The following is a 12634-nucleotide window of genomic DNA, read 5'->3' on the forward strand; positions in this document are numbered from 1 at the left end:
GTCGCGAAAGCCACTTTCGCGACGCCAGGCGTCGCGAAAGTGGCTTTCGCGACACGCTCCAGCGGCGCCGCCAGGACTGTCCATTGAGGACAGGACCGTCAGCCCGGCACACCACTGAGGCGCTCGTGCGGCACCGAAAGTGCCGCGCGAGCGCCTCGAACCGGATGTCAGCCGGCTGTGCTGCGGAATCCCTTGAGCCGCAGGCTGTTCGTGACCACGAAGACCGAGCTGAACGCCATCGCGGCGCCGGCGATCATCGGGTTGAGCAGGCCCGCCGCGGCCAGTGGCAGCGCCGCGACGTTGTAGGCGAAGGCCCAGAACAGGTTGCCCTTGATGGTGCGCAGGGTCCGCCGGGAGAGCCGGATCGCGTCCACCGCCGCCCGCAGGTCACCGCGGACGAGGGTGATGTCCGACGCCTCGATGGCGACGTCCGTGCCGGTGCCCATGGCCAGCCCGAGGTCGGCCTGTGCCAGCGCGGCCGCGTCGTTGACGCCGTCGCCCGCCATCGCGACCACTTTGCCCTCGGCCTGGAGCCGCTTGACCACGTCGACCTTGTCCTTGGGCAGGACCTCCGCGATCACCTCGGTGATCCCCACCTCCGCCGCCACCGCGCGGGCCACGGCCTCGTTGTCCCCGGTGAGCAGGATCGGGGTCAGCCCGAGCGCTCGCAGCTGCGTGATGGCTTCGGCAGAGGTCGGCTTCACGGTGTCCGCCACCACCAGGACCGCGCGGGCCGCGCCGTCCCAGCCGACGACGATCGCGGTCCGGCCCGCCTTCTCTTCGGCGGCCTTCGCTTCGGCGAGAGCCTCCGGCAGGTGATGTGCCCAGTCCTCCAGCAGCGAACTGCGTCCGGCCAGCACCGCCTTGCCGTCGACGATCCCTTGCACACCAAGGCCTTCGATGTTCGTGAAGTCCTCGACGGCCGGGAGTTCGCCGACCCGGTCCCGCGCGCCGGCCACGATGGCTTGGGCGATCGGGTGTTCGGAAGCGTTCTCCAGCGCACCCGCGAGCCTCAGCGCCTCGTCGGCGTCGACGCCGTCGGCGACGTGAACCTCGACGAGCGCCATCCGTCCGGTGGTGACCGTGCCGGTCTTGTCCAGGACGACCGTGTCGACCGCGCGGGTGGATTCCAGCACTTCCGGGCCCTTGATCAGGATCCCGAGCTGCGCGCCCCGGCCGGTGCCGACCAGCAGCGCGGTCGGGGTGGCGAGGCCCAGTGCGCACGGGCAGGCGATGATCAGCACGGCGACCGCGGCGGTGAACGCGGCCGACGCCGTGCCGCCCGCCCCGAGCCAGAAGGCCAGGGTGCCGACGGCGAGCGCGATCACGATCGGCACGAAGACCGCCGACACGCGGTCCGCCAGCCGTTGGACCTGCGCCTTCCCGGTCTGCGCGTCCTCCACCAGTTTGGCCATCTGCGCCAGCTGCGTGTCGGCGCCGACGCGGGTCGCCCGTACGACGAGCCTGCCGCCCGCGTTGACCGTCGCGCCGACCACCGCGTCCCCCGGCGCGACTTCCACCGGCACGCTTTCCCCGGTCAGCATGCTCGCGTCCACCGCGGAGCTGCCTTCGGTGATCACGCCGTCGGTGGCGATCTTCTCCCCCGGCCGCACGACGAACAGATCGCCGACGGCCAGCCCGTCGACCGGGATTCGCTCTTCCTCGCCGTTCCGGAGAACGGCGACGTCCTTCGCACCCAGCTCCAGCAGCGCCCGCAGCGCGGCACCGGCCCGGCGCTTGGAACGCGCCTCGAAGTACCGCCCGGCGAGGATGAACGTCGTCACCCCGGCGGCGACCTCGAGATAGATGTTGCCGTCACCGGCCATCCGCTCCACGGTCAGCTCGAAGGCGTGCGTCATCCCGGGCGTTCCCGCGCTGCCGAACAGCAAGGCGTACAGCGACCACAGGAACGCGGCGAGCGTGCCCATCGAGATCAGCGTGTCCATGGTGGCCGCGCCGTGGCGCAGATTCGCCCACGCCGCCTTGTGGAACGGCCACGCCGCCCACACCAGCACCGGCGCCGCGAGCGTCAGCGAAATCCACTGCCAGTAGGTGAACTGCAGCGCGGGCACCATCGCCAGCAGGATCACCGGCACCGACAGCACCGCGGAACCGATCAGCCGCTGCCGCAACGGCGCGATCGGATCGGCCTCCTCGGCCGGCCCGTCCGGCTGTTCCTGCTTCGGCGGAGCGGGCAGGGCGGCGGTGTACCCGGCCGCTTCCACCTGCGCGATCAGCCGCTGGGGCTCGATGTCGCCGCTGTAGGTGACCTTCGCCTTCTCCGTGGCGTAATTGACCGTGGCGGTGACGCCGTCCAGCTTGTTCAGCTTCTTCTCGATGCGCATCGCGCACGACGCGCAGGTCATCCCGGTGATCGCGAGTTCGACCTCGGCCGTGGTGGCCTGGTCCAGATCGGAAGTCATCGTGGTCACTCCTTTCCGGCTCGCGGTCAGCCGTGTCCGCCGTGGCCGTCATCGGCCGCCGGGGGTGGGGTCTGGTTCTGGGTGGCAGAAGGGGCAGGGGTGCCCGCGGTGGCGACGGTGAACTCGGCCGTGCGGACCTTGCCCTGATGCTGGAAGTCCAGGAACAGCCGGTAAGTGCCGTTCGACGGGACTTCGGCGAAGAAGGTCACCGCGGGGCCGGGTTTCGTACGGCCGTCACCGGGTTCGCCGTCCGGGTGGACGTGCAGGTACGCGAGGTCGCCGCCGCGCAGCGCCACCAGATGTCCGTAAGCGCCGAGGTACCGCTCCAGATCGGTCACTTCGCGGCCGTCCTTGGTCACCGTCAGGGTGACCTTCGACGACCGGCCCGGGGTCAGGTCCCCGTCCAGGCGGACCTGGTAACCGTCGACGTTCGCGACGCGTGACGGCCGGTGCTCGACGGGCTTGAACTCCCCCGCCGCGGCGACGTCGACGCCCAAGGTCGTGGCGCTTCCGCCGGTCGGCTTGAAGTCCGCGAAGACGCGGTACGAACCCGCCTGCGGCAGCGCGAGCGGCACCGTCCAGAGGCCGTCCGCGCCCAGTTCGGGGTGGATGTGCTGGAAACCCGCCGTGTCGCGGCGGACGACGATGAGGTGCATCCGCTTTCCGTGCTCGACGTCGTAGCCGGTGACCGGCGCGCCGTCGGGTCCGAGAACCTTGAAGGAGAAGTGCTGGCTGGTCCCCGGCGTGAGCGTCGTGGTGGTGGGCGTGAGGGTGTAGCCGCCCCTGGACGACGCGAGCCCGCCGGGCTCGTCGGTCGGCGCCGCCTCCGCGACGGTGCCGCTGTGAGCGTCCCCATGCCCGGCGTCCTCGCCGCCGGGCAGGCCGGCTGCGCCGGCGAAAGGACCGACAGCGGTGCCTGCGACCCAGGCGCCACCGGCGACCAGGGCAAGCGCCACACCGTAGGCGGAGAGCTTCGCAACTGTGTTCATCTCGAGTCCCTTGTGCGGGCCGTGCCCGCGGTCAAGGAGCCGGACCGCGAATCAGGCGGTCAGCTCGTATCCGGCTTCTTCGACGGCCGCGCGCACATCCGCGACCGCGGGTTCCTCCGCGCTGACGACGGTCACCGCGCCGGTCGGCAGGTCGACACGGACAGCCGTGACGCCGCCGATCTTCCCGACCTCTTCGGTGACCGAGCTGACGCAGTGACCGCAGGTCATGCCGGTGACGGTGTAGGTGGTCTCGCTCATCGTGGTTCTCCTCGGATTCGTCGCACTGCTTCAGGAACGGACGAGGCGGGCGATGACGTCGCTCGCCTCCTGGATCTTCTCGTCGGCTTCGGCGCCGCCCTTGGCGATGGCGTCGGACACGCAGTGCTTGAGGTGTTCGTCCATCAGCCCCAGCGACACCGACTGCAACGCCTTGGTGGCCGCGGACACCTGCGTGAGGATGTCGATGCAGTACTTGTCCTCTTCGACCATCCGCTGCAGGCCCCGGATCTGCCCTTCGATCCGTCGTAGCCGGGTCAGGTATTCGTCTTTGCCTTGCGTGTATCCGTGCATCTCTCGTCCTCCTGAAACCGACTTTACATACCCTAGGGGGGTAGGGCAACGGGCATACCCCCGTGGTGTATGTCACGGCGCGCCTGAGGCGTCATCACCCGCCCACCCGGCAGCGCGGAGCACCCTTCAGCGGGCATGATTGAGGCGTTGACGGATCCCGGACTCGAGGAGTGAGCGTGGTCGATCACGGCGCCGGCACGGAAAGCCAGCTCAAGCGCCTTCGGCGTATCGAGGGGCAGATCCGCGGACTGCAGAAGATGGTCGAAGAGGACAAGTACTGCATCGATGTCCTCACGCAGGTCTCCGCGGCGACCCGGGCGCTGAAGTCGTTCTCCCTCGAACTCCTCGAACAGCACATGGCAAGCTGCGTCGTCGACGCCGCGGCGAAGGACGGTGCCGAGGCGGACCGGAAGATCCGCGAAGCCTCCGAAGCGATCGCGCGCCTGGTTCGCTCCTAGCGTTCGACGCGGCGAGCGGGCGGGTGACGTTTCCCGTCACCCGCCCGCTCGCTGATCACCCTTGAATCCGACCCGGACATGGGCGCCGTCGCAGAACGGCTTCTTCGCCGAATGTCCGCACCGGCACAGCAGGTGAGTACGCCCGCCGATCTCGTATTCGTTGTTGTCGTGGTCGACCAGCCGGACGGGCCCTTTCACCTGATACGGCCCGTTGTCCACGACTTTGACGACGACAGCCGGCTCAGCCACGCTCTCCTCGGCCATCGACGTCAGCCGACCACCTCGTAGCCCGCCTTTTCGACCGCGGACCGCACCAGCCGCGCGTCGAGCGCCCCCTCGCTCACGACGGTCACCTCCCCGGTGGCGATGTCGGCATCGACGTCTTCTGTCTACTTAGGACACCAAGCTGCGGTGGGGGGGGGGGGGGGGTGGGGGGGGGGGTGGGGGGGGCGCACAACAAAGGGGGGCCCGGCCGCCCCCCCCCCCCCCCCCCCCCCCCCCCCCCCCCCCCCCGCGGCCCCAGCCCGAAGCGCCACTCACACTGCGAAGGCGCGACGAAGTGGGGCCGGTCATCGAGACCGGCCCCACCTCTCTCACCCCACCCTGGTCAGAACGTGAGGGTGAATCCGTCGATCGAACCGGTGTCGAACCTGTAGACGTCCTGGGCGCTCAGCTTCCAGGTCCCCTTGGCGTTCTCGCCGGAGGCGTCGACCGTGTAGGTCTCGTGCACTCCCGAAGCACTGCCCGTGCCGCCCGAGGTCTTGAGGCGGTAGGCCTTGCCGCTGGGCCCGATGAGGTCCAGCGCCAGGTCCGCGGTGTAGGTGTGGCTGATGTCCACCTTGACCGGCAGCGTCGAGGACGCCCTCCCGTCACATCCTTCCTGGGTGATCGAGCTCGTCACCGCGGCACCGGCGTCCGGAATCGCGACCGGGGTGGTGTTCGACTTCGCCCCGCACGTCGGCCCAGGGCCGCCGCCACCGATGAACGACACGTTCAGCAGCTTGTTCAGCGAGCCGCTGCCGGGATTCTTGACGACGCCGTCGGACGCGTTGTTGACCAGTGCGTCCCGCACCTGCTTCGGCGTCGCCGACGGGTTGGCCGCCAGGTAGAGCGCGGCCGCGCCGACGACGTGCGGCGTCGCCATGGAGGTGCCGTTCATGACCGCGGACCCGCCGTTGCTCGGGCTCAGCGACGTGATGTTGGAGCCCGGCGCGAAAATGTCCGTGCACGAACCGTAGTTCGAGAACGACGACCGGTTGTCGCTGGAGTCCGTGGCGTTCACCGTGATGGCTTCGGGAACCCTGGCGGGGCTGGTGTTGCAGGCGTCGGTCGACGCGTTGCCGGACGCGACGCCGTAGACGACGCCCGACGCGATCGACTTCTTGAGCGCGTCGTCGCCCACCCCGGGCGCGTCCATGGTAAGGCTCATGTTCGCCACGGCCGGCTTCTTCGCGTTGGCCGTCACCCAGTCGACGGCGTCGATGATGCCCGAGTCGGGCCCGGAGTTGTTGCAGCCCAGCACCTTCAACCCGACGATCTTGACCTTCTTGGCGACCCCGTAGGTCTTGCTGCCGATGGTGCCGGCGGTGTGACTGCCGTGGCCGTTGCAGTCCTTGCCGTCACCACCCATGAAATCCTTGCCGAGACTGGCCCGGCCTTCGTACTCCGGATTGTCGGGGTTGATGCCGCTGTCGAGGTCGTACGCGGTGACGCCCTCACCGCTGTTGTTGTAGGTGTACTTCTTGTCCAGCGGCAAGGTTTTCTGGTCGACGCGGTCCAGACCCCACGTCGGGTTGGCCTGCGTGTCGGTGCCGCGGGCGGTGCCGTCCTGGTAGACGGCCTTGACCGACGGGTCCGCCGCGAGCCGCCGGGCCTGCTGCTCGGTCATCTTCTTGACCGAGAAGCCGTTCAGTGCCGCGGACCAGGTGGACCGCACCTCGCCGCCGAAGCGTCCGGTCAGCGACGACGCCGACGCCTGCGCGGTAGCGACGCCATCCTTCAACACCACGATGTACTGGTCGCCGTAGTGCTGCTTCGCTTGCACCACAACGCCTTCGGCCTCGGCCGCGACGGCGTTTCCGATGCCCAGCGCCAGCAAGGGAGTCAACGCGCCTAAAGTCAGCAGTAATTTACGCATGGATGATCACCTCAGGATTCTGTGAAGTCACTGGACGGTGAGCGTGTACGTGGCGGTCGAGGTCTTGCCGGAGCCGTCCTTCGCCGTCACGGTGATCGGATAGGTCCCCGCCTTGAAGGGCGCGAAGACCTGCATCGTCGAGGTACCGCCGCTGGAAATGGTCTGCGGGTTGAAGGTCGGCGCGAACGTCAGGTCCGAACCGGCGGCCGAGAGCATGATGGAACCGCTGCCACCGGCCACGGACACCTTGGTGCTGACCAGGAAGCCGCCGCGTGCGCTGCCGGATGCGGGGTTGAGCGTCACCGTGAGGTCGCCCGGCTCGCTGCCGCCCTTGCCGACGGTGAGCGTCAGCGTGGTGGTCACGGTGTCGGTCGTTCCCTTGCCGGACACGGTGATCGTGTAGTCCCGTTCGGGCGTGCCGGCCGCGGTCTCGATCGTGAGCTTCGCGGTGTCTCCGGACTTGATGGTCGAGGGCTGGAAGGTCGCCTTGGCGCCGTCGGGCAGCCCGGACGCGGTCAGTGCGACGTCCTCGGCACCGTTCTTGCCCGGCTTGCTCGTGATCGACGTCGAGACGTACTTTCCGGGGTCGACCTTCGCCGAACCCGGCGAGGCCGCGAGGGTGAACTTGTCGGTGCTGGGCACCTCGCCGATCTGCTGCTTGACCCAGTCGCCCATTTCGTTGTTCAGGCGGCTGTAGACGCTGTACCACCGGAAGTCGCTACGGCTCCACGACGTGATGCCGACGACGACACCGTTGACGATGAACGGGCCACCACTGTCACCGGGAAGCACGGTCTTGCGACCGTCGGAATACCCGGCGCAGATCATCGTCGCCGGGTCGACGCCGTTCTCCACCCCGGTGCACTGGTTCGCCGGGACGATCGGCAGCGTCAGCTTCTGCAAAGTGACGTCGGCGGGGCTGTCGTTGTAGCTCTTCTTGCCGTAGCCCAGGCTGAAACCGTCCTTGCCCGGCGCCTCGAGGCCGGTGTCGGCGGAGGTGGCGACCTTCGCGTAACCGCCGGCGGGGACGGGGATGTCGCCGTCTGTGGTGATGATCGCGACGTCGTAGCCGTTCCAGGGCTGGGTGAACTTCGGGTGCAGCTGGTAGTCGACGGCCTTGAGCTGAGTGCCGCCGGTGCTCACCAGATCGTCCAGTCCATAGAGGACGGACTTCTCGCCTGCCAGTTCCTTGCAGTGCGCCGCGACCATCACCTTGCGGGGCGCCACGACGGAACCGCTGCAGCTCTGCCCCTTGGGCCGCGAGCCGCCCTCACGGAGAGCCGCGATGGCGAAGGGATGGTCCTTCACCGAAGCCGGCACGCCCCCGATGCCCAGGGCATGGGCGCCGCCGGGAACCTGGACGTCACCGGTGGGAGCGATCGCCGACGCGGTCGGCTGGGGCGCCGCCCCGGCGGTTCCGCCGGCCACGGGGATCGACAGTGCCGCCACACCCAGTGCCAGCAGTCCGAGGACTCTTTTCCTTTTCACGGTGTTTCCTTTCAGCAGGGAGGAAATCAGAAGGTCAGGCCGAAGCTGTCGAGCACGCCGGTGTCGAACCGGTAGACGTCCTGGACACGCAGTTTCCAGTCGCCGGAACGGTTCTCGCCCGAGGTGTCGACGGCGTAGGTCTTGGAGAGGTCGACGGTGCTTTCACCGCCCGCCTGCTTGAGGTTGACGACCTTGCCGCTCGGCGTGACGAGGTCGATCTTGAGATCGCCCGTGTACGGGTGCTTGATCGCCACGGCCACCGAAGTGCCGGCGGTTCCCTTCACGTCGCAGGAACCGATGGTCACGGTGCTGCCCACGGCTTCACCGGCGTCCGGGACGGCGACGTCGTCGGTGCTGGTGCCGCCCGCACAGGACGGCGGGTTCGGCGTGCCTCCACCGAGGAAACCGGTGTACAGCAGCTTGTTCGGCGACCCCTTGACATCGGAGATCTTGCCGGGGGTGGCGTTGTCGAGCAGCGCCTTGGTGACCTGCTCCGGGGTGGCCGACGGGTTCGCGGTCAGGTAGAGCGCGGCCGCGCCGGCGACGTGCGGGGTGGCCATCGACGTGCCGCTCATCTGCTGCGTGCCGCCGCCGTTACGGGTCGAGGTGATGTTGCTGCCCGGTCCGAACAGATCGGTGCAGGTCCCGTAGTTCGACGACTGCGAAGAGTTGAAGATCGACCGCTTGTCCTGGATGTCGCTCGCGGCGACCGTGATCGCCTCCGGCGTCCGGGCAGGCGAGACGTTGCAGGCGTCCTGCCCCTCGTTGCCGGCCGCGACCGTGACGGTGATCCCGGCCCGGACCGCGCCCTGGACCGCCTGGTCCACAGTGGACGTCGCGCCGCCGCCGATGCTCATCGTGAGCACCGCGGGCTTCTTGGCGTTCTTGGTGACCCAGTCGATACCGGACACGATCGTCGACCACGGCGCGCTGGAATTGCAGCCGAGCACGCGGACGGCCACGATCTTCACGCCTTTCGCGACACCGTAGGTCGTGCTGCCGACCGTTCCGGCGACGTGCGTGCCGTGGCCGTGGCAGTCCGAGGCGTCGCTGTCGTTGTCGACGAAGTCGTAGCCGCTGCTCGCGCGCCCGCCGAACTCGGACTGCCGGTAGTCCGTCCCCGTGTCGAGCACGTAGACCGTGGCACCGTCGCCTTTGTTGGCGTAGCCGTACTTCTTGTCGAGCGGCAGATCTTTCTGGTCGACCCGGTCCAGGCCCCAGGTGGGATCGTTCTGGGTGTCGGTCGCGTGCGCGAGGCCGTCCGGTTCGACCGAGGCGACGGCCGGATCCGCGGCCAGCCGCCGAGCCTGCGCTTCGGTCATCCGGCCCGCGAAGCCACGCAGCGCGGCGTCGTAGGTGCGAGTGACCTGCCCGCCGTATTCCGCCGCCAGTGACCGAGCCTCGGCGGCGGCCGACGGCCCGGCCTTCAAGGTGACGAGATAGGAACCTGGAATCGCGTCCGGCGGCCATGCCTGAACAATGGGCCCGGCAGGCGAGGCAAGGGCGGGTACTGCCGTCAAGCCGAGGGCGAGTGCCAGGCCGGCAATGACCACAGCCCTTCCTTGGCGGATATTTTTACGCATCGAGTCACTCCTGAAAGTGGGGAATCAACACCGGAGACGTGGTGACAACAGTGAGTTATCCGGGAGGCGAGAACAATAAGTATCGCGTTCGGCCTGCTACTCAATTAAATGTCGACGCCGCTGAACTCAGTGCCGTAAGCCCATTAAATAAGTGACCTCATCAAAGAAAAAACACGTGCCGATGCCAGATCGAAGCAGTTCGCCGGTTCAGAGGCGGGACAAATGCTCGCCGAGCACCGCGCGCGAAGGCAGATCGAGCTTGTTCAACGCCCGGCTGATATGGACCTCGACCGTCCGCGCGGACAGGAAAAGCCGTTCCGCGATCTCGCGGTTGCTGAGATTCTGCGCGGCCAGACGCGCCACTTCGAGTTCGCGCGGCGACAAGGCCTGGCCGTAGCCGCGGCGACCACGTGACGGGGTGGTGGGATCGTGGCGCGCCAGGAGCCGGCGGCATCGCTGCGCGTCGGCGGCCGATTTCAGGGAACGGTAAATGGTTTCGGCCGAGGTCAGCGCGCCCAGCAGTTTCCGGTGGTCGCCGAGTTCGGCATAACACTCACCGGCGAGTTCGCTCGCGCCGGCGGCGGCATGGGGGCGCGGCAAAGCCTGATAGGACAACGCCGCCTGGCTGAACAATTCGACAGCGTCGGCGGGCCGGGCCCTGGCGAGCAGCCCCCGGCAGAAGAGAGCCGCCGCATGGGCGAGCGGCGCGTCCCGGCCGGCAATCCCCTCCTGGTACTCGGCGACCAGGCGTTCCGCCGCGTCGGTCTCGCCTCTGCCGACGAGAACCCGGACGGCGGGCGGGAGGAGTTCGGCCGCCCAGACCCAGTTGTTCTTCCGGCGCACACTCTCGAGTCCGCTCTCCGCGAGCCGCGCGGCGGCGGGAAGTTCCTTCGCCGCGAGGAGGACGGCCACCCGCCCCGCGAACGCCGACGCCCGCTGCGGCACGTTCCCGGCCGCGAGCGCGAAGGCGGTGTCGAAGTTCCGCGACGCCTCTTTGCGACGTCCGTTGCCCAGCTGGTACCAAGCCAGCGCGAGCAAGGGTTCCGCGGCGAGCGAACTGTCCCGGCCGACGCGGCTCACCAGCCCGAGGACCTCGGCCTCCACCTCCGGCCAGATGCCCATCACGACGTCGAGCCGGAGGTCCGTCCCGGCCGCGAGCGCTTCCAGGTAGGGCTGTTCCTCGTCGTGGACCAGCCGGCGGGCGGTGGCGAGATACGTCCTCGCCACCGGGTAGTACCCGTTCCAGGCGGCCGCGTCGGCGAGGTTGATGTAGGTCCGGCTGACCTGCCTGCGGACCTCGGCGGACCGGGGCGAGACCGGAAGCGTGCCGACGTCCTGCCAGACCCCGGGATCGGCCACCTGCATCCGCCCGGACACCCGATTCGCGGTCACCGCGGCGATCAGTTCGACGTCGCGGGTGCCCTTGCTGGCCTGTTCGGCCTGGTCCAGCCAGCGCAGGTTCTCCTCGACCGGCACCGGCCCGATATGCGGAAGCGCCAAGGTGATCAGCCCGCGGGCGAGGAGCGCACGCCGGCCGTCGAGATCCGCGATGGCCAGCTCGATCTCGGAACGGCCCGCGTCGATCTGCCCGACCTGGTTGATCAGGAGCCGGCCGAGGTTGATCCGGATCTCGCCGCGAGCGGCCTTGCTCATCGGCCAGTCGTGCGCCGCCGTGCGCAGCAGCCGCAGCGTGGATTCGCCGACCAGTCCGTACGCGGTCTCCCGGCTGAGCCGGACGGCGAAGTTCTCCCTGCGCGCCCGAGTGAGCGCGGAGTCCCCGAGCGCGGCCTCGAGCAGCCGCACGGCTTCGTCCGGCCGGCCCTCGGCCGCCGCCTGGTCCACGGATTCCGAGACAGACCTCGCCCACTCGTCGAGCTCACCGGCCTCCCGGTGGTGGTACGCGACCCGCCGCGGTTCCGGCTCCTCCGAACAGGCCAGCAGCCGCGCGGCGCCGGAGTGCAGCTGAGCGCGCCGCGGGCCCGGGATGGCGGCGCGGACCGCGTCCGCGACCAGCGGACTGCGCACCGCGTAGCGATCGTTTCCGAGGTCGCGCAGGAACCCCGCGGCCATCGCCTGGAGCAGGTCGTCGACGATTCCGGCGCTGTCCGAACCCGCCACGGCGGCGAGCGCCTTGCCGCCCGCCGGCCTGCCGAGGATCACCGCGGCCGCCACGACCGCCGCGGCGCCTTGCTCCAGCACCGCGAACCTCGCGGCGAGTTCCGCCGCCCAAGCAGCGGGGACGACCTTCTCCGAGAGCTTCATGCCGGCCTGCGTGTCGAGTCCGGAGATCGCTTCCAGGACCGCGGTGACCGCGGCGGCCACCCCGCCGGTTCGGCGATGGACCCGCTCGGCGAGCTCGCGCGAACCGGCCTTCGCCTCGACGTCAGCGATCCGCAGCGGCTTCAGCGTGCATCGCGCCGTCACCCCGGAGCGGGGAGGCCACCAGGTATCGCGAACGGTCCGTTGCTGCAGCCGGAGCGAGGAGCCGGTCACGACGGCCAGCCGTTCGGACGGCCGGGCCGCCAGCAGGCGGAGGAAGTCCTGGGTCTCCTCGTCGGCCTCGTCCGCGTCGTCGACGATCAGGACGGTGCGCTCCGGCAAGGTCAGCAGTTCGCGGAGCGCACGGTGCACCAGGTGGCGATCGGAGCCGATCGGCGCCGGCAGGACGGCGCCGAGTTCGGGGAGCAAGGGGTGCAGGACCCCGGCGAGCGGCGACAGCCGACCGGCCATCCCCGTCCACCTGCCCGCGACGGCTCCCAGCGCGTCGAGCAGCGGTGCGAGCGGCGCCGGATCGGGCTCCCGCACGCAACGGAGCTCGATCACGGTCCGCTCCTGAGCAGCCGCGGAACGCGCCACCCGGCGGAGGAGGTCCGTCTTACCGGAACCGGGTTCGCCTTCGACCACGACGAAGGCGAACGGCTTGGCGATCTCCCGTTCCACCCAGGACAGTTCCACCACGGCGCCCCTTACTTCAGCGTGAACGACC

The 12634-nt window shown here is 69.3% G+C and carries 10 protein-coding genes; 1 reads left to right on the forward strand and 9 read right to left on the reverse strand.

Going from position 1 to position 12634, the window contains the following annotated elements:
* Nucleotides 1-167 precede the first annotated feature (167 nt).
* The 4 genes from ACIHAO_RS38750 to ACIHAO_RS38765 are packed head-to-tail and all read right to left on the reverse strand — an operon-like array spanning nucleotide 168 to nucleotide 3982.
* Entirely contained in the window at nucleotides 168-2423 is a 2256-nt protein-coding gene (locus tag ACIHAO_RS38750) for a heavy metal translocating P-type ATPase (RefSeq protein WP_396566582.1), read from the reverse strand.
* Nucleotides 2424-2449: 26 nt separating this feature from the next.
* Nucleotides 2450-3412, reverse strand: a complete 963-nt coding sequence (locus ACIHAO_RS38755) for a hypothetical protein (protein ID WP_396566584.1) — start codon at nucleotides 3410-3412, stop codon at nucleotides 2450-2452.
* 51 nt (nucleotides 3413-3463) lie between these two features.
* Nucleotides 3464-3670, reverse strand: a complete 207-nt coding sequence (locus ACIHAO_RS38760; RefSeq protein WP_396566586.1) for a heavy-metal-associated domain-containing protein — start codon at nucleotides 3668-3670, stop codon at nucleotides 3464-3466.
* 30 nt (nucleotides 3671-3700) lie between these two features.
* The gene (locus ACIHAO_RS38765) at nucleotides 3701-3982 is read right to left on the reverse strand and encodes a metal-sensitive transcriptional regulator (protein WP_125787101.1); all 282 of its coding nucleotides are present in this window, start codon (nucleotides 3980-3982) and stop codon (nucleotides 3701-3703) included.
* Nucleotides 3983-4158: 176 nt separating this feature from the next.
* On the opposite strand from ACIHAO_RS38765, the gene ACIHAO_RS38770 reads away from it, so the two are divergent.
* A complete protein-coding gene (locus tag ACIHAO_RS38770) occupies nucleotides 4159-4440 on the forward strand; it encodes a metal-sensitive transcriptional regulator (RefSeq protein WP_396566588.1) in 282 nt (93 codons plus the stop codon).
* Between the two features lie 36 nt (nucleotides 4441-4476).
* Here ACIHAO_RS38770 and ACIHAO_RS38775 read toward each other — a convergent pair whose 3' ends face one another.
* The 5 genes from ACIHAO_RS38775 to ACIHAO_RS38795 form a co-directional block, all read right to left on the reverse strand.
* Nucleotides 4477-4689: a CDGSH iron-sulfur domain-containing protein gene (locus ACIHAO_RS38775; protein ID WP_396566590.1), complete on the reverse strand. Its 213-nt coding sequence runs from the start codon at nucleotides 4687-4689 to the stop codon at nucleotides 4477-4479.
* A 358-nt stretch (nucleotides 4690-5047) separates the two neighbouring features.
* Nucleotides 5048-6577 carry a S8 family serine peptidase gene (locus tag ACIHAO_RS38780; protein WP_396566592.1) on the reverse strand — a complete coding sequence of 510 codons (1530 nt, stop codon included), beginning with the start codon at nucleotides 6575-6577 and terminating at the stop codon, nucleotides 5048-5050.
* Nucleotides 6578-6604: 27 nt separating this feature from the next.
* Nucleotides 6605-8065 (reverse strand): trypsin-like serine protease, encoded by a 1461-nt coding sequence (locus ACIHAO_RS38785; RefSeq protein WP_396566594.1) that lies wholly within the window; start codon nucleotides 8063-8065, stop codon nucleotides 6605-6607.
* A 26-nt stretch (nucleotides 8066-8091) separates the two neighbouring features.
* Nucleotides 8092-9648, reverse strand: coding sequence for a S8 family serine peptidase (locus tag ACIHAO_RS38790; RefSeq protein ID WP_396566596.1), 1557 nt, complete (start codon nucleotides 9646-9648; stop codon nucleotides 8092-8094).
* A gap of 207 nt (nucleotides 9649-9855) precedes the next feature.
* Nucleotides 9856-12606 (reverse strand): LuxR C-terminal-related transcriptional regulator, encoded by a 2751-nt coding sequence (locus ACIHAO_RS38795; protein WP_396566598.1) that lies wholly within the window; start codon nucleotides 12604-12606, stop codon nucleotides 9856-9858.
* Nucleotides 12607-12634: the final 28 nt, after the last annotated feature.

It is taken from the genome of Amycolatopsis sp. NPDC052450 (assembly GCF_044547565.1).
GTDB lineage: Bacteria > Actinomycetota > Actinomycetes > Mycobacteriales > Pseudonocardiaceae > Amycolatopsis.